This window comes from Pseudomonas frederiksbergensis, from assembly GCF_003732665.1.
Classification (GTDB): domain Bacteria; phylum Pseudomonadota; class Gammaproteobacteria; order Pseudomonadales; family Pseudomonadaceae; genus Aquipseudomonas; species Aquipseudomonas frederiksbergensis_G.
In genome coordinates, this window is record NZ_MOBP01000012.1 from 575,259 (window position 1) to 594,396 (window position 19,138).

17 protein-coding genes are annotated in these 19,138 nt (G+C 57.5%); 12 read left to right on the forward strand and 5 right to left on the reverse strand.

Features of this window, described 5'->3' with window-relative positions:
* Positions 1-47: 47 nt before the first annotated feature.
* The 5 genes from BK665_RS19820 (at position 48) to BK665_RS19840 (ending at position 5,800) form a co-directional block, all read left to right on the forward strand.
* Positions 48-1,082: a histone deacetylase family protein gene (locus tag BK665_RS19820; protein ID WP_123408321.1), complete on the forward strand. Its 1,035-nt coding sequence runs from the start codon at positions 48-50 to the stop codon at positions 1,080-1,082.
* A 52-nt stretch (positions 1,083-1,134) separates the two neighbouring features.
* A complete protein-coding gene (gene ocd, locus BK665_RS19825; RefSeq protein WP_123408322.1) occupies positions 1,135-2,187 on the forward strand; it encodes an ornithine cyclodeaminase in 1,053 nt (350 codons plus the stop codon).
* A 111-nt stretch (positions 2,188-2,298) separates the two neighbouring features.
* Positions 2,299-3,714 carry an amino acid permease gene (locus BK665_RS19830; RefSeq protein WP_123408323.1) on the forward strand — a complete coding sequence of 472 codons (1,416 nt, stop codon included), beginning with the start codon at positions 2,299-2,301 and terminating at the stop codon, positions 3,712-3,714.
* A gap of 257 nt (positions 3,715-3,971) precedes the next feature.
* Positions 3,972-5,393: an ATPase domain-containing protein gene (locus BK665_RS19835; protein WP_185076588.1), complete on the forward strand. Its 1,422-nt coding sequence runs from the start codon at positions 3,972-3,974 to the stop codon at positions 5,391-5,393.
* Between the two features lie 44 nt (positions 5,394-5,437).
* Complete coding sequence (locus BK665_RS19840) at positions 5,438-5,800, forward strand: response regulator (RefSeq protein ID WP_123408325.1); 363 nt, start codon at positions 5,438-5,440, stop codon at positions 5,798-5,800.
* Between the two features lie 81 nt (positions 5,801-5,881).
* On the opposite strand, the gene BK665_RS19845 is transcribed toward BK665_RS19840, so the two are convergent.
* On the reverse strand, positions 5,882-6,832 hold the full coding sequence (locus BK665_RS19845) for an alpha/beta fold hydrolase (protein ID WP_123408326.1): 951 nt from the start codon (positions 6,830-6,832) through the stop codon (positions 5,882-5,884).
* A gap of 62 nt (positions 6,833-6,894) precedes the next feature.
* Positions 6,895-8,100, reverse strand: coding sequence for an MFS transporter (locus BK665_RS19850; RefSeq protein ID WP_123408327.1), 1,206 nt, complete (start codon positions 8,098-8,100; stop codon positions 6,895-6,897).
* Between the two features lie 107 nt (positions 8,101-8,207).
* Here BK665_RS19850 and BK665_RS19855 point away from each other — a divergent pair, with 107 nt between their 5' ends.
* Positions 8,208-8,864, forward strand: a complete 657-nt coding sequence (locus tag BK665_RS19855) for a TetR/AcrR family transcriptional regulator (RefSeq protein ID WP_123408328.1) — start codon at positions 8,208-8,210, stop codon at positions 8,862-8,864.
* A 7-nt stretch (positions 8,865-8,871) separates the two neighbouring features.
* Here the strand turns inward: BK665_RS19855 and BK665_RS19860 are convergent, their stop codons facing one another.
* Together BK665_RS19860 and BK665_RS34915 are read right to left on the reverse strand one after the other, a co-directional pair.
* Positions 8,872-9,531 carry a dTMP kinase gene (locus BK665_RS19860; RefSeq protein WP_123408329.1) on the reverse strand — a complete coding sequence of 220 codons (660 nt, stop codon included), beginning with the start codon at positions 9,529-9,531 and terminating at the stop codon, positions 8,872-8,874.
* A 109-nt stretch (positions 9,532-9,640) separates the two neighbouring features.
* A complete protein-coding gene (locus BK665_RS34915) occupies positions 9,641-9,832 on the reverse strand; it encodes a hypothetical protein (protein ID WP_259699642.1) in 192 nt (63 codons plus the stop codon).
* Between BK665_RS34915 and BK665_RS19865 the strand changes: the two genes are divergently transcribed.
* The 6 genes from BK665_RS19865 (at position 9,761) to BK665_RS19890 (ending at position 18,137) form a co-directional block, all read left to right on the forward strand.
* A complete protein-coding gene (locus tag BK665_RS19865) occupies positions 9,761-11,857 on the forward strand; it encodes an ATP-binding protein (protein WP_259699640.1) in 2,097 nt (698 codons plus the stop codon). The genes BK665_RS34915 and BK665_RS19865 overlap by 72 nt on opposite strands.
* A gap of 100 nt (positions 11,858-11,957) precedes the next feature.
* Positions 11,958-13,367 carry a putrescine-ornithine antiporter gene (potE, locus tag BK665_RS19870; protein WP_123408331.1) on the forward strand — a complete coding sequence of 470 codons (1,410 nt, stop codon included), beginning with the start codon at positions 11,958-11,960 and terminating at the stop codon, positions 13,365-13,367.
* Positions 13,364-15,649: an Orn/Lys/Arg family decarboxylase gene (locus tag BK665_RS19875; RefSeq protein ID WP_123408332.1), complete on the forward strand. Its 2,286-nt coding sequence runs from the start codon at positions 13,364-13,366 to the stop codon at positions 15,647-15,649. The genes potE and BK665_RS19875 overlap by 4 nt, the downstream gene beginning before the upstream one ends.
* A gap of 204 nt (positions 15,650-15,853) precedes the next feature.
* Positions 15,854-16,234, forward strand: a complete 381-nt coding sequence (locus tag BK665_RS19880; protein WP_123408333.1) for a hypothetical protein — start codon at positions 15,854-15,856, stop codon at positions 16,232-16,234.
* A gap of 163 nt (positions 16,235-16,397) precedes the next feature.
* Positions 16,398-17,273, forward strand: a complete 876-nt coding sequence (locus BK665_RS19885; protein WP_123408334.1) for an NAD(P)-dependent oxidoreductase — start codon at positions 16,398-16,400, stop codon at positions 17,271-17,273.
* A 204-nt stretch (positions 17,274-17,477) separates the two neighbouring features.
* Positions 17,478-18,137: an MliC family protein gene (locus BK665_RS19890; protein ID WP_123408335.1), complete on the forward strand. Its 660-nt coding sequence runs from the start codon at positions 17,478-17,480 to the stop codon at positions 18,135-18,137.
* A 1-nt stretch (position 18,138) separates the two neighbouring features.
* On the opposite strand, the gene BK665_RS19895 is transcribed toward BK665_RS19890, so the two are convergent.
* On the reverse strand, positions 18,139-19,044 hold the full coding sequence (locus tag BK665_RS19895; RefSeq protein WP_123408336.1) for a LysR family transcriptional regulator: 906 nt from the start codon (positions 19,042-19,044) through the stop codon (positions 18,139-18,141).
* Positions 19,045-19,138 lie beyond the last annotated feature (94 nt).

Below are 19,138 nucleotides of genomic sequence, written 5' to 3' on the forward strand. Positions count from 1 at the left end.
AGCCAGAACAGAATATTTGCACTGGCTCACATTAACGGATGCGCAGAATGTTTACAGTTTTCAGTGATTCCCACCGTTTGCACCACGGCACCGAATTGAAAGACGGCGTGCTCAAGCCGTCGTTTGAACAGCCCAGCCGGGCCGATACAGTCCATAACCGCGTCAAGCAGGTCGGCCTTGGCCAGATCATCGAGCCGCGGGAATTTGACCGGTCGTGCTACGTCAACGCGCACAGCGAGCGCTACGTCAGTTTTCTGGAAAGCGCCTGGACAGAATGGTGCGCAACCGGCCGTACCCACGATGCCCTGCCGCTGGTATGGCCAGTGCGCGACCTGGCCAACGACCAAGTCCCTGCTTTCATCGACGGCAAGCTCGGTTTCTACGCCATGGACGCTGGCTCCCCGATTACCGCCACCACTTGGCAAGCAGTAAAAACCAGTGCGGACATCGCCCTCACTGGCCTGGCACTGATCGATGAAGGTCACGACAGTGCCTTTGCCCTTTGTCGTCCGCCGGGCCATCACGCGGCGCGCGAATACATGGGCGGCTACTGCTATCTCAACAACGCCGCAATTGCTGCACAGCAGGCCATTACCCAAGGCGCCAAGCGCGTCGCGGTTCTGGATGTCGACTTTCACCATGGCAACGGCACCCAGAACATTTTCTACGAGCGCAGTGACGTCATGTTTGTCTCGCTGCACGGTGAACCGGCGGTGTCCTATCCGTACTACTCAGGTTTCAGCCACGAAGTCGGCGCCGGCCACGGCGAAGGTTACAACCTCAACTACCCACTGCCGAAAAACACCACTTGGGAAAGCTACCGCAACGCCCTGCTCCACGCCTGCAAGAAACTCCAGCAATTTGCCCCTGAAGTCCTGGTTATTTCACTGGGCGTCGACACCTTCAAGGACGACCCCATCAGCCACTTCCTGCTCGAAAGCGAAGATTTCATCGGGATCGGTGAGCTGATCGCGAGCGTTGGCTGCCCCACCCTGTTCGTGATGGAAGGCGGCTACATGGTCGATGAAATCGGGATCAATGCGGTCAACGTGCTGCATGGTTTCGAGAGCAAACGCACCTGAGTCATCCCCCTGCCCTACAGCGTTCCAATGACTGGATCGGAGAATATAAAACATGACTCTTTTTATTGATGTCGATGATGCTGCACGCCTATTCACCCTGGTAGGCATCCGCCGGGCAATCCGCGAAATGGCGGCCTACATCGAAGCTGACTATTCACGCTGGGCGCAGTTCGATAAATCGCCGCGCACCGCCAATCACTCCGCAGACGGTGTGATCGAGTTAATGCCCACCGATGATGGCCAACAGTATTCGTTCAAATACGTGAATGGCCACCCGGACAATGGTCAGCAGGACTTGCTGACGGTCATGGCTTTCGGTGTTCTGGCCGATGTTCACAGTGGTTATCCAAACCTGCTGAGCGAACTGACATTGACCACAGCGGTGCGCACCGCTGCAACTTCCGCATTGGTTGCGCGAGCTCTCGCACGACCAGGCTCAACCTCAATGGCAATCATCGGCAATGGTGCCCAAAGTGAATTTCAGGCCCTCGCTTTTCATGAAATGTTGGGCATCAACGAAATCCGTATCTTCGATATCGATCCCGACGCTTCACTCAAGTTGAAGCACAACCTGGCGGCATTCCCGGAGATCAAAGTGATTGTGGCCGGCTCTGTCAAAGAAGCGGTCAAGGGCGCGCATATCGTGACCACAGTCACCGCCGACAAAGCCTACGCAACGATTCTGACGCCAGAGATGATCGAGCCCGGAATGCACATCAATGCCGTCGGCGGTGACTGCCCGGGGAAAACCGAACTGCACGCCGACATCCTGCGCAACGCTCGGGTCATCGTCGAGTTTGAACCGCAAACACGGATTGAAGGCGACATTCAGCAACTGGAAGCTGATTCCCCCGTCGTCGAATTTTTCCGGATTGTGCTGGGCGAAGTGCCGGGCCGCGAGAGCAATGCGCAAGTCACTGTGTTCGATTCGGTGGGCTTTGCGCTGGAAGACTTTTCTTCACTGCGCTACTTGCACGACCTTGCGCGCGAGCACGGCATTGGCGAACGCATCCACCTGGTGCCGACGCCGGCCAACATAAAAAACCTCTACCAGTTGCTTGATCAGCAGCCAGTTGTCCCCTCGCGTCTGCGCACGGTCAGTTGATCAACGCGAAACCCTGCCAGCTACCGTCCCTAGCCGTTGCATCCCTAACTAGACAGATAGACAGCCATTTTTCTGCCAAAACTCAAAAACATAAAATCAAGAGGTTTTGAAATGAAATCGAACCCATCGGGGCTGGTTGAACAGCCCGCGCTGCAGCGCACCCTCAGTAATCGTCACATCCAGTTGATGGCCATGGGAGGAGCCATCGGGACAGGTCTATTCATGGGCTCCGGGAAGATCATCGCCCTCTCCGGAACTTCGATCATCCTCATCTATATGATCATCGGACTGTTCGTATTTTTCGTCATGCGTGCCATGGGCGAAATGCTGCTTTCCAATCTGAACTTCAAAACGTTTGCGGATTTTGCAGGCGCCTATCTGGGCCCAAGGGCGGCTTTTTTTCTCGGCTGGTCCTACTGGCTGAGCTGGAGCGTTGCTGTGATAGGCGATGCAGTCGTGGTCGGCGGTTTCTTTCAGTACTGGTTTGCGTATGTGCCCGCATGGATTCCCGCTATCGGAATGCTCGCAACACTGTTCGCGTTAAACGTACTGACTGTCAGACTTTTCGGTGAGGTGGAGTTCTGGTTCGCGATCATCAAGATCATTGCTGTTGTGACCCTGATAGGCGTCAGCATGGTGCTGATTGCAACGTCTTTCGTCTCCCCTAGCGGTGTCACTGCATCCTTGAATAACCTGGTGGATAAACAGGCTGCATTCCCTAACGGCTTGTTCGGCTTCTTCGCCGGTTTTCAGATGGCGATCTTCTCGTTCGCCGGCACCGAACTAATCGGCACAGCGGCGGCGGAAACCCGCTCCCCCGAGAAGACGCTGCCTAAAGCCATCAACTCCATTCCGCTGCGCATTATCCTGTTCTACGTACTAGCACTGACCTGCATTATTGCCGTGACTTCCTGGCACCAGGTTTCACCGATCAAGAGCCCTTTTGTCGAACTGTTCCTGGTTGCAGGGTTTCCCGCAGCAGCCGGCATCGTCAACTTTGTAGTGCTGACATCCGCCGCCTCATCAGCCAATAGTGGCGTCTTTTCTTCCAGCCGTATGCTGTTTGGGCTGGCTAACCACAACAACGCTCCGAGGATTTTCCGGCGGTTATCGAGCAACAGCGTGCCTCTTCTAAGCCTGGCTTTCACCACACTGTTGATGCTGATTGGCGTACTGGTGCTGTTTATCGTTCCCGAAGTCATGACGGCGTTTACCATCGTCTCTACAGTGTCGGCGATCCTGGTGATTTTCACTTGGTCGACCATCCTTGCGTCTTACATTGGCTATCGTAAAAAGCGGCCTGACCTGCACGCAAAATCTGCTTTCAAGATGCCTGGCGGCGTTCCGATGGCCTGGTTTTCTCTGGCATTCCTGGGCTTTGTTCTTTGCTTGCTAGGGTTGAGACCTGACACTCGTATCGCCCTGATGGTCATGCCTGGATGGTTCGTGTGGCTGGCAATTGCTTATCAATTGACCCGCTCGAAGAAGCCTGAATCTTCAGTTGTTTCGGCAAGTAATTACAGCTGATGCGCTGCTGAAACCTGTCTGAATCAACGCAGTAAGCCGCGTTTGAACAACGTGGCATTTGTGGGGGGCAGCAGACTTCACCGCTGTTGCCACCCCCCACACAACCCTCCCCATTCCTGCGCCGATCAGCACGTCGGGGCCCTTTTATGGAGGCGTACCTAACTTTTCTCTAGCTGGCTGAATAGCTCCAAAGTGAAAATGGCGTTAGCATTCCATTCACTCGGCTTAAACAGCCTGTTTTTTCAGATCAGGGTCGCATTGTGGAAAAGCTAGAACGCCTCCAAAGTGGAATCGAAGGGCTCGACGCGCTGCTCAAGGGAGGGCTGGTAGCAGGCGCTTCGTACATTATCCAAGGGCGACCGGGGTCTGGAAAAACGATCCTCGCCAACCAGCTTGGGTTCCATCATGCGAACAATGGAGGCCGGGTTCTGGTCGCTACGCTGCTGGCCGAGTCACACGATCGTCTTTTTCAGTTCCTTTCTACCCTGAGCTTTTTCGATTCCTCCAAAGTCGGTGCCGAAATCCAGTTTGTCAGCGCATTTGACACTTTGGAAAACGAAGGTTTGGATGAAGTAGTCAAACTGCTCCGGCGCGAGATAAGCCGTCAGAAAGCCACGGTTATGGTGGTGGACGGTTTGCTCAATGCGCGCTCAAAAGCTGATTCACCCATCGATACCAAGAAGTTCATCTCGGAGTTACAAGGGCACGCCGCTTTCGCTGGCTGCACGGTGCTGTTCCTGACCAGTTCCCGGCTCGACGACGGCAGTCCTGAGCACACCATGGTTGATGGCGTGATTGAAATGGGCGAAGAGCTATATGGCACTCGCTCAGTGCGTCGTATTCAACTGCGTAAAACTCGCGGCAGTGGAGCCATGACCGGGCTTCATGAGTGTGAAATAACGGATAAGGGATTGGTGGTTTACCCTCGTCTCGAAAGTCTCTACAGCCACCCATCTTCCCCCGACAGCGCCGACATGACGCGTATTGCCAGTGGCATTGGATCACTGGACGGCATATTAGGCGGAGGCCTTTACAGTTCCAGTGTGTCTCTGGTCATCGGCCCCTCAGGCATTGGTAAAACAACACTTGGCCTCAAATTTCTGGCCGAGTCGACTGTGGAAGCTCCGGGTCTGCATTTTGGCTTCTACGAAAGTCCCCAGCGGTTGCGACTCAAAGGCCAATCACTGGGTATCGATATCAAACGTATGGAAGACAGCGGCGCGTTGACCATTGCCTGGCAGCCTACTACTGAAGGCCTGCTGGATGGACTGGGCGCACGCCTGCTGAGTATCGTTGAAGCAAAGGGCATCAAGCGCCTGTTCATCGATAGCCTTAGTGGTATGACGCGAGTCTCGACAAATCCCGCACGGATTACTGATTTTTTCAGTGCTTTGATGAACGAGCTGCGATCCAGGGGCGTTACGGTATTTGCCTCCTGGGAAATGCGCGATCTATTTGGCTCCGAGGTCAGCGCACCAAACTCTGACCTGTCCAGCATCGTCGACAACCTGATGCTGATGCGATTCTCTGAGAATGACTCTGAACTAAGCAGGACGCTTTCCATTCTTAAAGTACGAGATAGCTCTTACGACCCTTCGCGATTTGAGGTCGTCATCCGTGATCAAGATGTTTTCCTGAAAAAGGCTTCAAGACATGAGCCATCAGTTCCCACTGAGTGATCTCCCGGTTCAATTTCTTAGGCTTTTGAGTGGGTTGAATTAACATGACCACCATCCTGGTCGTCGACGACGAGTATTTGATCGCTGACATCCTCAGCTTCGCGCTGGAGGATGAGGGGTTCATGGTGGTGACGGCCAGCAATGGTCGAAAAGGACTTGAGGTGCTGGATAGAGAACGGCCAGCCTTGATCATTACCGACTTTATGATGCCGGTCATGGACGGCCTGGAATTCGCCACAGCCGTCCGAGCCCTTCCTTGCGCTAATCATTTGCCGATCATCCTGATGAGCGGTGCTCAGGCACATATCGGTATGCAGAGATCGGATTTGTTTGATGTTGTATTGGCAAAGCCATTCAACATCGACTTGATCATTGCAGAAGTTAAAAAACTCTTGGGTTCAGAGTAGTACGCGACCACTCAAGGCAATGAGAGTGCACCGAATCAAGGTGGCCCTCGAAGGGCTCACCTTACTCATCAAGAGCATCCGTCAGTTATTCAAGAATTTGACCACCAGAGGATTCAATTCAGCGGAGCACTCCTCCGGCAACCAGTGCCCACAATTGGGCAAGACTTGGCCTTCAACATTGGTCGCGTACTCTTTCATCTGATCCACTTGGAATTGCCCCATTCCGCCGTGCCCTCCACCGCCGATGGCCAGCACAGGCATGTTCAGGGGAGTCTTTGCCAGCTCGACGTTTTCAGTGACCGATTGGTTAAGCGCTCGGTAGTATTCGAACGACGCGTTCAGCGTATGGGGCTTGGCGTATGACTTGGCGTAAAGATCAAGCAGTTCAGGCGTAAAGGCCTCCTTGTTGGTAGCGTGTTCTTTGATGAAGTGCGAGAGAAACAACTTTTCGTGCCCAGTAATCAACTTTTCGGCCAATTGGTTGCCAGCGGCAAAGAAGCTGAAATGCCAGACCAGCGACTCACCCTGTGGTGAGAATGCCGGGAAATCGTAAATGCGCTTGTCGGGAATCGGTGCCTCCATGTACACCAGTTTTCTTATCTGGCTTTGGTGGGTGACTGCCATGGGATAGGTGTTCCAGATACCGATGTCATGCGCAACCAAGTCAAACGGCTGGTTGCCGCTTAGCTGTGTGGCGAGGGCGAACAGGTATTTCGAGACATCAGTGCCGGTGTAACCGGTCTTGGGCGGCTCCGACTCGCCCAGGCCCGGTAAATCCACCGCAACGACGGTGTGAGTCTTCGCAAGTTCGGGCATCAAGCTGTGCCACTCATACCAGGCTTGACCAAATCCGTGGACCAGGTAAACCAAAGGCCCGGAACCGCCCTTCACATAGTGGAGCTTGATGCCGTCTATGGTTTTGAATTCACTCTTGAATCCCGCTGGAACAGGAAACTCTGCCGCTTGAGCCACGCCTGGCAAAGCCAGGGTGAATGCGACGGCGGCGAGGGCCAATCTAACGCGCTTATTCATTTTATTTCTCCATCGAGTTATGACTGAAAATGACGACCATGCGCAGGCGTGCTATTCCCCGATCAATGACCGTGGATCGCCTGGGTGGAATGACGTTGACCTTGCGGAAAACCATGCGCCCGTGCCCGAAATGCAATGGCCAGGCTGATCAATAGCAACGCCAGCAACACGCCAGGAAATGCACTCGTTCCCCATTGGCCGAGTAACACGCCACCCAGCAGTCCACCGCCGGCAATGGCACTGTTCCAGACCACTACGTTCATGGAGAGCGCTACGTCAGAGCCCTTGCCTGCAGCGTCGGCGAGTGCTGTTTGCAGCAGGGTGGCCGCGCCACCAAAGGTCAGCCCCCAAATGAAGACACCCACATAAATGGCCGTGGCGGAGCCTGAGAACACGCCGAGGAAAATCGAAACCGCTGCGAATGTTGCAAGGCTGGCCAGAATGGTTGTTCGCAGGTGACGGTCAACCAGTCGCCCCGTAAGCCAGATGCTGGCCAGCGCCGCGACACCAAAGGTGAGCAAGACCAAATCGACGTCACTGTTGAGCCCAGCCTTGGAAACGAAGGGCGCGACATAGGTGTAAAGAATGTTGTGGGCCAGCATCCAGGTGAACACGACAGCCAATACCGAGCGCACGCCCGGGGTGACAAACACCTGACGTAACGGCATGCGCTGTGAGGAGGATTGGCCTGGGTAATCCGGCACTTTGATCAGCACCCAGACGATCAATACCAGGGTCATGCCGGACATCAATCCAAAAGCCATGCGCCAGCCCATGAAACCGCCCAGCCAGGTTCCCAAAGGCACACCCAACGACAACGCGATGGGCGTACCCACCATCGCCACCGCCAATGCGCGCCCCTGCAAATGAGGGGCGACCATGCGCCGTGCATAGCCTGCGATCAGGCTCCAGGCCAGCCCCGCTGAAACCCCGGCGAAAAACCGTGCGATCAGCGTCAGCCAGTAATCGGAAGACAGCGCCGTGAGGGAGTTGAATACCAGAAAGCCGACAATCGTCACCAGCAGCACCGTCCTGCGGCGCCAGCTTTGTGTGGCAATGGTCAGCGGGATTGCTGCCAGCAACGACCCCAACGCATAGACAGTCACCATCTGTCCGGCCAGAGACGCAGAGACACCCAGGCCACTGCCAATTTCGGGCAGCAAGCCCGCTGGCAAGGTCTCGGTGACGATGCAAATAAAACCCGTCATGGCCAGGGCAAGTAATGCTCCCAGCGGAAGTTTTTCGCTCTGTCGCTCATCTGTAGTCATTTGCCACCTCACATATATACCGATCGATACAATATGAGGGTGTGCCGTCGCCTAGTCAACGACTTATATATCGATTAGTATTTAAGTAATTCTGGAGGAGATCCGACATGGCACAGATGGGACGTCCGCGCACATTTGATCGTGATGTGGCAATCAATCAGGCACTGCATTTGTTTTGGGAGCATGGGTACGATGCGACATCGCTCAACCAGCTCAAGTCGAAAATCGGAGGTGGCATTACCGCACCTAGCTTTTACGCCGCTTTTGGCTCGAAACAGGCCTTGTTCAATGAGGTAATAGAGCGCTACCTCGCCACCCACGGCCGGGTCACGGATAGTCTATTTGATACGACCCTGGCGCCCAGGGAGGCGATTGAACTCACCCTGCGCCGCTCCGCGAAAATGCAGTGCGAACCCGATCATCCTAAAGGGTGTCTGGTGGCGCTAGGCCTGATGAGTGCTTGCTCGGACGAAAGTAAAGCCATCTCCGAGCCTCTCGCACGGGCGAGGAACCTGAACCGTGCGGGTATCGTTACCTGCATCCAGCGCGCCATTGCCGCAGGGGAATTGCCCGAGACGGTGATACCGGAAACGCTCGCTACCGTGTTCGACAGTTTTCTCTTGGGCTTGTCGACACTGGCTCGCGATGGCCTTTCACATGCCACGCTGGATGCGGCGGTGACTCAGGTGATGGGGATATGGGATAGCCTGCAAATTGTTGCGACGATCAATGATCCGGAAGCTCAAAATCAGCGAGCGAATTGAATGGGTTCTACCTATCTATGGCTGGATCAACCGCATCAAGGCCGGCGCCGCGAGGGTGTCGAAGGACGTTGTAGATCTCAGAAACCACCTGCGTCGTAGCGTCTTCGATCGTTCCTTCATTACGGCACAAAACCCAGCCGTGATCTGCAATCGCTTGCTCGAACGCCTCGGTACAAGCGACATGTTCTTCCAGTTTATGCATCACCGTGCTGCTCAGCCCTCGGGATCGTGCCGCGGCCCTCGCCCATGAGATTTCAGGGTCGGTGACAACCCCGACATGCAGGTCTGGCACTCGCACGCTTCGATCAATGTTCAACTGCAGAATCTCTGCAAACGGGACTATCCGGCGAAACGCGGCTTCAGACGGATACCAGCGATCGATCAAGATGATGCTGCCTGACGGCTGTTTAGTCAGCACGTGCCGGGAAATCCAGGCGCGGCTGTCAGCAAAGCGCTCACAAACCCTCAATTCCAAATCCCTGCTGGGGTTTCTGACGAGTTGGTTAACGAGGGCCATGGTTTCACCCCTGTAGGGATCGCTTTTACTCTCGCTAAGGCGGATCACCATTCTGTTGTCTGCCCTCAATACTTTCGTAATGGCTTCCAACAGCGTGGTTTTGCCGGCTCCCTTGGGGCCATCCAGAGAAACAAATAGCGGACGATTCATTCTTCACTTTACGATTGATATTCAGAGATTGATGAACACTCTAACCCGATTACTGGCTAACGAGCGGCTTCACCCTCAAACTCGCAGCCCCCCCTACCCCTCTATCACATTAATTGAACCTGGCCATCACCCAACCCTCGGATATTAAAACCGCAGGGGTGAAGCCATGACGATCGAGCAAACGCTGCTGCGCCAACGCAAGGTCCTTGCCCAGTTCGGCGAGTTGGCGTTGGCGTCGGATGACCTGGAGCACATCCTGGATGAGGCTTGTCGCCTGGTTGGCGATGCCCTTGAAACCCACATCGCCAAATTCATGCTGTTGCTGGAAGACGGCGTCACGTTTCTGGTACGCAACGGCGTAGGCTGGACGCCGGATGTGGTTGGCCAGGTGCGAGTTCAGGCCGTGCAAGGTAGCCCCGAGTGGTACTCGCTGGACACCAATAGCCCGGTGATTTCAACGGACATTTCAACCGAGACCCGCTTCCGCTATCACGACTTCCAGACCAGGAACGGCGTAAAAGCCTTCGTCAATGTGCTGGTGCCTGGCGCCGAGGAAGAGCGGCCCTTCGGGATTTTCGAGGTGGATAGCCGGACCCCAAGGCAATTCACCCAAAGCGATATCGATTTTCTACGTGGCTACAGCAACTTGCTTGGCGCCGTTTTGAAGCGCTCCAATGCTTTGCAAGCCATACGCCTGACAGAAAAAAAACTGCGCGACAGCGAAAGGCATTATCGAATCGCCGCTGAGTTGAATCCGTTGTGGCCATGGACGGCAGACACCAGCGGCGACCTGACGTCCATCGATCAACGCTGGTACGAATACACCGGCCTGACACCCGAACAAACGTTGAGTCGCCAATGGGCCAATGCCGTTCACCCGCAAGACCGGGCTTCCTTAATCTCGCTCTGGGATCAATCGCTGATCACATTGCAGCCCTTCGACTCGCAAATCCGCCTTCGAAAACACACCGCTGATCACCGCTGGTTCAGAGTTCGCGCCTTTTGCAGCCTTGACGCGGCCGGACGGTGTGAACAGTGGTACGGCACGATTGAAGATATCGACGAGCGGGTGCAATTGGAGAGCGCATTGCGCGATTGGAATGACTTGCTCGAAGACCGCATCGCGCAACGTACCCAACAGCTGGAAACCGAGCAGTACGAACGCGCTATGACTGAATCCAAGCTTCGCCAAAGCCAGAAAATGGAAGCCGTCGGCCAGCTCACCGGTGGAATAGCCCATGACTTCAACAATCTGCTGGCCGGCATCATGGGCAGCCTTGAATTGATGCAACGCCGCATCGACGCAGGACGTTTCACCGAATTGTCCCGATACAACGCCGTGGCCATGACCTCCGCCTCGCGCGCGGCGGCATTGACCCAGCGTCTGCTGACGTTTTCCAGGCAACAATCTCTCGAACCCGAGCTGCTCGAACCGCGCAAAGTGGTCGCCGATCTTGAGGAAATCATCCGCCGTTCGGTCGGACCCAGCATTGCGGTGCAGTGTTCATTCAAGGCCAACGATCGGATCAAATGTGACCTTAATCAATTGGAAAACGCGCTGCTCAACCTCGCGATCAATGCACGAGACGCCATGCCCAACGGCGGCACCCTGGACCTTCAGGTCGACCGGTGTGTCATTGATCAAGCGTCATCTTCTGAAAAAGCGTTGCCATCGGGTTTGTATGTCAGCCTGTCCGTGACGGATTCCGGCACCGGCATCAGCCCTGACATCTTGCCGCGCATCTTCGACCCGTTTTTCACCACCAAGAAAATCGGCGAAGGCACGGGACTGGGCCTGTCGATGATTTACGGCTTCACCCAGCAATCAGGCGGGCAAGTGCGGGTTCATAGCAGCCTCGGTATCGGCACAACCGTGACCATGTATTTCCCCGTCGACAATTCACAACCCGATGAAAGCAAACCTCACTCGGACGCCGGGCATGAAACCGACCTGTCCGGCCACGACGAAACCATTTTGCTGGTGGACGACGAAGCGGGTGTACGGCAAATGGTTGCGGAGCTTTTAACGGAAAGCGGTTACCGTGTCGTGGAAGCGGTGGACAGTATTTCCGCGATAAAACAGGCTGAAAAACTCGAACACCTGGATTTGCTGCTGAGCGATATCGGGTTGCCCGGAATGATGAACGGCATTGGTCTGGCGGCTCAACTGAGGTTGAAATACCCCCAGCTCAAAGTGCTGTTTGTTACCGGTTTCGCCGGCGGTTCCAATCTGGTAGCGGTCGATGCGACCACGCGTGTACTGACCAAACCCTTCAGCTTGAACGAACTCAGTTCACGGGTGCACGCGCTGACATGGAAAGCGTGATAGCCGAGCGCCATACAACTGCAAATACGTCTGATTCTTGCACCCTCACGATATTTTGCTATATCTAAAATTCCCCAATGCAATCCAATGAGGCAACGGAATGTCAGTCGCGAAGAAAATGAGTGTGGGGCAACTGACGATGTTGACGGCCGTCAACATGTTGGGCTCAGGCATTGTGCTTTTACCGACCAAACTCGCCGAAGTCGGCGCCATTTCGATTCTTTCCTGGTTAATTACCGCCACCGGCTCGCTGGCCCTGGCGTATGCCTTTGCCCGGTGCGGGATGCTCAGTCGCAAGACCGGCGGCATGGGAGGCTATGCCGAATACACGTTCGGCAAGGCGGGCAACTACCTGACCAACTACACCTACGGCGTATCGCTGTTGATTGCCAATGTGGCAATCAGCATTACGGCGGTTGGCTACATCCAGGTGTTGTTCGATGTGAAGCTGGACTCCCTGCAAGTGGGCCTGGCGACGATTGCCCTGCTGTGGATCACCACGTTCGCCAACTTCGGTGGTGCGCGGATTACCGGGCGCATCGGCGCGGTGACTGTGTGGGGTGTCATCGCTCCGGTGGTGCTGGTGTCGACGGTCGGCTGGTTCTGGTTCGACAGCAGCATCTACGCCGCTGGCTGGAACCCCCACGACAAGGGCTGGTTCGAAGCCGCCGGCGCTTCAGTGGCGATCACCTTGTGGGCATTCCTTGGGCTGGAATCGGCGTGCGCCAACACCGACGCCGTGGAAAACCCGGAGAAAAACGTACCGATTGCCGTGCTCGGCGGCACCTTGGGGGCGGCGGTGATCTACATCGTTTCCACCAACGTCATCGCCGGTATCGTCTCCAACCCGGAGCTGGCCTCCTCCACGGCCCCGTTCGGGCTGGTGTTCGCCAAGATGTTCACGCCGTTGATCGGCGATATCGTGATGGCGGCGATGATTCTGGCCTGCGTCGGCTCGCTGCTCGGTTGGCAGTTCACCATTGCCCAGGTGTTCAAGAGCTCGGCGGACACCGGTTATTTCCTGCCGATCTTCGCCAAGGCCAACAAGGCCGGCACGCCGATTGTCGGCATGTTGATCCTGCTCGCCGGACAGACTGCGCTGGGCCTGCTCACCATCAGCCCGGACTTGAGCAAGCAGTTCGACACCCTCGTCAACCTCGCGGTGGTGACCAATCTGGTGCCGTACATCCTGTCCATGGCTGCGCTGGCGACGATGCAAAAAGTGTCCAACGTGCCGGCCGGCAAGGCGCTGGCCACCAACATCATTGCCTGGGTCGCGGCAGCCTACAGCTACCTGGCGCTCTACAGTTCCGGCGAGCAGGCGCTGATGCTCGGCGGCGTGGCGACGATCTTCGGCTACACGCTGTTCGGCTTCGTCAATAACCGCCTGATCCGCCTCGAAGCACTCAATAACAGCGTACCGACCCAAACGGTCAGCGCGCAGCACATCACGGGCGAGCCGGTGCCGGTCAACCGCTTGCAATCCGCCACTTTGGAGCCTCAATCATGACGGAATATCGACAAACCCTCGGGATGCTCACGCTGTTGGTGAGCAACCCGCCGGACAAACGCACCGTGTTCGGCCGTGCCCTGGATCAGTTGGTCCACGATGTGGAAGAACGCGCCGTCCACGTCATCGCCTCGGAAACCCTGAGCGACGCCACGTCGATCCTGCGCTCTGACCCGGCCGTGCAATGCGTGCTGCTCAGTTGGGAAATGGACAAAAGTGAAGGCCACGAAGAATGCATCAAGCTGCTGGTCAGCCTACGCGAGCGCAACACCCGCGTGCCGGTGTTCCTGATCAGCGACCGCAGCACCGCGTCGAGCATTCCGCTGGTGGTCATGCAGCACGCCGACGACTTCATCTGGTTGCCCGAGGACACCAGCCGCTTCCTCAGCGGCCGCATCCTGGCCGCCATCGAACGCTATCGCCAGGCTGCGCTGCCGCCGATGTTCGGCGCTCTGGTGAAGTTTGCCCGTACTTATGAATATTCCTGGCACACCCCGGGCCACGCCGGCGGCACCGCGTTCCTGAAAAGCACTGCTGGCCGGGCCTTCTACGAGTTCTTCGGAGAAAACCTGCTGCGTTCCGACCTGTCGATTTCGGTCGGCGAACTCGGTTCCCTGCTCGATCACAGTGGCCCGATCGGCCAGGGCGAGCGCTATGCGGCCAAGGTTTTCGGCGCGCACCGCACCTATTACGTGACCAATGGTTCGTCGACCTCCAACCGCGTCATCCTCATGGCCAGCGTCACGCGCAATCAGATTGCCCTGTGCGACCGCAACTGCCACAAGTCCGCCGAACACGCGATGACGTTATCCGGGGCGATTCCGACCTACCTGGTGCCGACTCGCAACCGCTACGGCATCATCGGCCCGATCCTGCCGCAAACCCTGAGTGCCGAAGGCGTCAGAGCGGCCATCGCCAACAACCCGCTGGTCAAGGACGGGATCGACCCGACGCCGGTTCACGCGATCATCACCAACTCCACCTACGATGGCCTGACCTATAACGTCACCCGGGTCGAAGAGCTGCTGGGCCAGAGCGTCGACCGCCTGCATTTCGATGAAGCCTGGTACGGTTATGCACGGTTCAACCCGCTGTATCGCGACCGCTTCGCCATGCACGGCAGCCCGGACGATCACGACGCGTCCAAGCCCACCGTGTTCGCCACTCAATCGACCCACAAACTGCTGGCGGCCCTCTCCCAGGCCTCGATGATTCACGTGCGCAACGGCCGCAATCCCATCGAGCACGGGCGCTTCAACGAGTCGTTCATGATGCACGCCTCGACCTCGCCCAACTACGCGATCATGGCCTCCTGCGATGTGAGCTCGGCGATGATGGAAGCCCCGAGTGGGCAGATCCTCACCAGCGAATCCATCGAAGAAGCCGTCTCGTTCCGCCAGGTCATCTCGCGCATGCACAACGAGATGCTGAGCAAGGACGACTGGTTTTTCACCTGCTGGCAGCCGCCGTCGGTACACGTTGGCGGCACGAGCGTGGCGTTCCATGAAGTCGATCCGGTGCTGCTGAAAACCGAGCCGAACTGCTGGGTCCTGCACCCGAACGAGGTGTGGCACGGTTTCGGCGACATCGAGGACGGCTACTGCATGCTGGACCCGATCAAAGTCTCGGTGCTCAGCCCCGGCATGGGCGACGACGGCAACCTGCTCGAATCGGGCATCCCGGCGTGCGTGCTCACGGCGTACCTCGGTCGCCAAGGCATCGTGGTGGAGAAAACCACCGACTTTACGATCCTGTTCCTGTTCTCCATCGGCATCACCAAAGGCAAGTGGGGCACCCTGGTCAACGCCCTCCTCGACTTCAAGCGCGACTATGACGACAACGTCGAACTGGAACTGTGCCTGCCGGACCTGCTGGCCGCCAACCAGACGCGATACGCCGGCATGGGCCTCAAGGACCTGGCCGATGACATCTTCGCCGCCATGAAAAAACACAAGACCACCGCCAACATGGCCCAGGCCTTCGGCATGCTGCCCAAAGCCGAATTCAGCCCGGTGGAGGCCTACGAGAAGCTGGTGCGCAACGACATCGAGCGGGTCACCCTGGAACAAGCCGCCGGACGTATCGTCGCCACCGGCATCGTGCCGTATCCGCCGGGCATTCCGTTGCTGATGCCGGGCGAGAACGCCGGGCCTGCGGACGGGCCGTTGCTGGCGTACCTCAAGGCGCTGGAGGCTTTCGACAAATCCTTCCCGGGCTTCACCCATGACACCCATGGGATCGAAAGCGAGGCCGGGGTTTATACCTTGCTGGTGTTGAAATAAGGTCAGCACGCGCCTGAACAAAAACGCCCCGACAACACGTCGGGGCGTTTTTGTATCCGTCTGTATATGAACCCCAGGCAGATACGCAAACACCGATTTCAAAGCGTTCACGCACACATCAGCGATACATCCGGGCGTTTAACTGTGCTCACCGGATAGCAGCAGCTACCGAGCCACTCAAACTAAACGCACGGAGAATCACCCATGTTCAACTTCTCGAAAGTCTCGTCCCTGGTACTCGGTCTGGCACTGGTTGGTGGCCTCGGCCTGTCGAACCTGGCTTCGGCCAATACCGCGAATGCGGCGCCCCACAACCAGACCCGGCAATTGCTGGTGGAAGGTGGCTCGGACCGGTTGCAACACAATCGTGTAGCCGAGGGCGGTTCCGATCGCCTGATCCAGAATCGTGTCGCTGAAGGCGGTTCCGACCGTTTGATCCAGAACCGCGTGGCTGAAGGTGGCGCCGACCGTCTGCAGGAATTGCGCGAGCGTGTTGCTCTGTTCACCCCGGCTAACGCCGTGATCGGCGGCGTGACGGTGGCGGAAAACCGTCCTGAGTTCGGTTCGAAATATCAGCGCTATTGATTGACGCTTCATGCGCCTGGAACAAGGCCCGGAGATCCCGGGCTTTTGTTTGCGCGTTAAAACCGGGACGAATGGCTTATTCAGCAAACCGACACCTTGGTACGAGGTCGCTTGCGGAGTAGCTTCTGCTGTCATGAACAACGCAAACAGAGGAACACCGCTCATGAAAATCGGATTTCTGGGGCTTGGCAGCATGGGCCAGGCGATTGCGGCCAATCTTTTGAAGAGTGGCCACGAGGTTTGGGTGTGGAATCGCTCACCCGAGGCGGTACAAAAACTGGTCGGGCTCGGGGCAAAGGCTGCGACGAGCGCAGACCAGGCCTTCAGCGCAGACGTCGTGTTCAGCATGCTGGCGGACGATAAGGCGCTGCGTGCCGTGTTGCTGGACTCCGGGCTGCTGGCCCGGCTCAAGGGACCGCTGATTCATGTCAACCTGGCGACGATCGCCGTGGCTTTCGCCGAGGAATTGGCCGCGCTGCATGAAGCGCAGGGCATCGACTACATCGCCGCGCCGGTGATGGGACGTCCCAACGTCGCGGCTCTGGGTCAGCTCAACGTCCTCGCCGCTGGCCCTGGCCCGGCCATCGATCTCGTTCAACCGCTGCTCGATCTGATCGGGTGCAAGACCTGGCGGCTGGGTGACAAGGCGTCGAGCGCCAACGCCATGAAGCTGGCGACCAATTTCCTGCTGGTGTCGGCGGTGCAAGCCATGAGCGAAGCCGCGGTCCTGGTCACCCGTCACGATCTTCCGTCTGCCGCGCTGATCGACCTGGTGTCGAGCACCATATTCACCGGCCCGGTTTATCAAGGCTACGGCGCGCTGATCGGCGAACGTCGCTATGAACCGGCGGCGTTCAAAGCGTCCCTTGGGCTCAAGGACGTCGAGCTGATCCGCGCCGCGGCCGAGCAGGTTGCCGTCCAGATGCCGACCGCCGACCTGATCCGCGCCAATCTGCTGGACGCCATTGCCCATGGCGACGGAGACAAGGACCTTGCCGTCCTGGCCGAGGTCGAGGAACGGCGTACGCGGGCGACTTGAGCCCGCCAAACCGGCGGTGGTAAAGCGCGAGGCTTGATCACACCTGAGCCGCGGCGTTTCCCGACACTGCGGCCGCCGGGCGGTGTGGCAAGTTCCGCCTGCTGACTTACACTGCGTTACACCCACTGCGAACGAATGACTGCTCATGGATCGACAGGTCCCACGACAATCCGGGCATCACGTAATGAGCTGGGTGAAGCCAACATGAAAACGTTCACGTCCCTTTTCAGCGGTCTGTTCGCTGCCAGCCTGTGCGCGGCGACCAGCACCTGGGCCCATGCCGCCGACCCGCCACCACCGCTCAAGACCACGTTCGATTGCACCCAGGCCAAGGCCACCGTCGAAAAACTGATCTGCCGCGACCCGCAACTGTTGCAGATGGACATGGAACTGACGCGTCTGTATCGCCTGGCGCTCACGGATCAACGTTCCGTACCGGCGCCGGACAAAATCATCGTCGACCAGCAATTCTGGGCCTCGGAACGCAATCAATGCGCCTCCGATCCGGAGCCCAAGGCGTGCACCGTCCGCCGTTACGCCGAACGCGCCCATCAGTTGCGCCAAGGCTCGGCCATTGTGCGAACCAAAGACCCGGACCGCCTCACCGAAGGCCCGCAGACGATTCGTTGCAACGGGTTCAACACGCCGATTGCCGCGACGTACTTCAGCACCCAACCGGCGGTGGTGTACCTGAAATGGGCGAACACGTCGGTCACCCTGAGCCAGGTGCCGAGTGATGCCGGTGCTCGGTACACGGGCAAGGATCGCCAGGGTAATTACAACTTCTGGCAGGACGGCAGCGAGGCTCGCTTCCAGAAACCCGGTTCCGGAGAAATGAGTTGTACGGCTGAACCGCTGGGTTGATTCAACCCAGGCCAACATCGCCATCGTCGGCAAAGGCATCTCGCAGATAGTCGGTAAACGCCCGCACCCGCGCCGATTGCCGACGATCCGGCGCAAACACGGCATGAATCGGCAGCGATGAGGGTGTGTACCCTTCAAGCAGCGCCAACACCCGCCCGGCCTGCAAATCTTCGCGAAACAACCATGACGGCGACAGCGACAGCCCCAACCCACTCAGGACCATTTGCCGAATCGCCTCGCTGTTGTTGCTGCGCACATTGCCTTTGACCTGCACGCTGCGCCATTGGCCGTCGTGCTCCAAACGCCAGGTGTCGAAGTGTTCCAGTTGATTGAAGACCAGGCAGTTATGGCGGGTCAGATCGTCCGGGGTCGCCGGCACGCCGTGCTGTTCGAGATACGCAGGAGCGGCGAAAACCCGGCGGCGGGTCAGGCCGATTTGCCGGGCGACCAGGCTGCTGTCCTTCAGCTCGCCAATGCGCACGGCGATATCGATCCCTTCGCTGACCAGATCGACGTTCTCGTCGCTCAACTGCAAATCGATGGTCACGTCGGGATGTTGCCGGAGAAAACCATGCAGTCGCGGCGCAATCTGGATTCGTCCAAAGCTGCCGGAAGAGGCGATGCGCAATGGCCCCGCTACCCGCTCCCGGCCGGTCTGGAAACTCTGCTCGGCATTGTCGACGGCCGCCAGGATCTGCCGACAGTGCTCGTAATAGCGCTGGCCTTCGTCCGTCAGACTGAGGTTGCGTGTACTGCGAGCAAACAGGCGTCCGCCTAGCCGGGTTTCCAAGGCGCCGATCTGTTTGCTGATGGTCGGTTGGCTGAGGCCGATCTCCCGGGCCACGGCCGAGAAGCTGCCGCGCTCCACCACCCGCATAAAAACTGCCATTGCTTCTAACGTATCCATCACGGCCCACTTGGCGATCAATTGGAATGAATACTATAGGTATTTATCGTCTTATCGGCATTCATCCATTGCGGGAGACTGTGGCCATCGCCCC

Bases quoted from the DNA above. Each gene is read 5' to 3' on its own strand.
- BK665_RS19820 (WP_123408321.1), top strand. From the start codon at position 48: ATGTTTACAGTTTTCAGTGATTCCCACCGTTTGCACCACGGCACCGAA.
- ocd (WP_123408322.1), top strand. From the start codon at position 1,135: ATGACTCTTTTTATTGATGTCGATGATGCTGCACGCCTATTCACCCTG.
- BK665_RS19830 (WP_123408323.1), top strand. From the start codon at position 2,299: ATGAAATCGAACCCATCGGGGCTGGTTGAACAGCCCGCGCTGCAGCGC.
- BK665_RS19840 (WP_123408325.1), top strand. From the start codon at position 5,438: ATGACCACCATCCTGGTCGTCGACGACGAGTATTTGATCGCTGACATC.
- BK665_RS19845 (WP_123408326.1), bottom strand. From the start codon at position 6,832: ATGAATAAGCGCGTTAGATTGGCCCTCGCCGCCGTCGCATTCACCCTG.
- BK665_RS19850 (WP_123408327.1), bottom strand. From the start codon at position 8,100: ATGACTACAGATGAGCGACAGAGCGAAAAACTTCCGCTGGGAGCATTA.
- BK665_RS19855 (WP_123408328.1), top strand. From the start codon at position 8,208: ATGGCACAGATGGGACGTCCGCGCACATTTGATCGTGATGTGGCAATC.
- BK665_RS19860 (WP_123408329.1), bottom strand. From the start codon at position 9,531: ATGAATCGTCCGCTATTTGTTTCTCTGGATGGCCCCAAGGGAGCCGGC.
- potE (WP_123408331.1), top strand. From the start codon at position 11,958: ATGTCAGTCGCGAAGAAAATGAGTGTGGGGCAACTGACGATGTTGACG.
- BK665_RS19875 (WP_123408332.1), top strand. From the start codon at position 13,364: ATGACGGAATATCGACAAACCCTCGGGATGCTCACGCTGTTGGTGAGC.
- BK665_RS19880 (WP_123408333.1), top strand. From the start codon at position 15,854: ATGTTCAACTTCTCGAAAGTCTCGTCCCTGGTACTCGGTCTGGCACTG.
- BK665_RS19885 (WP_123408334.1), top strand. From the start codon at position 16,398: ATGAAAATCGGATTTCTGGGGCTTGGCAGCATGGGCCAGGCGATTGCG.
- BK665_RS19890 (WP_123408335.1), top strand. From the start codon at position 17,478: ATGAAAACGTTCACGTCCCTTTTCAGCGGTCTGTTCGCTGCCAGCCTG.
- BK665_RS19895 (WP_123408336.1), bottom strand. From the start codon at position 19,044: ATGGATACGTTAGAAGCAATGGCAGTTTTTATGCGGGTGGTGGAGCGC.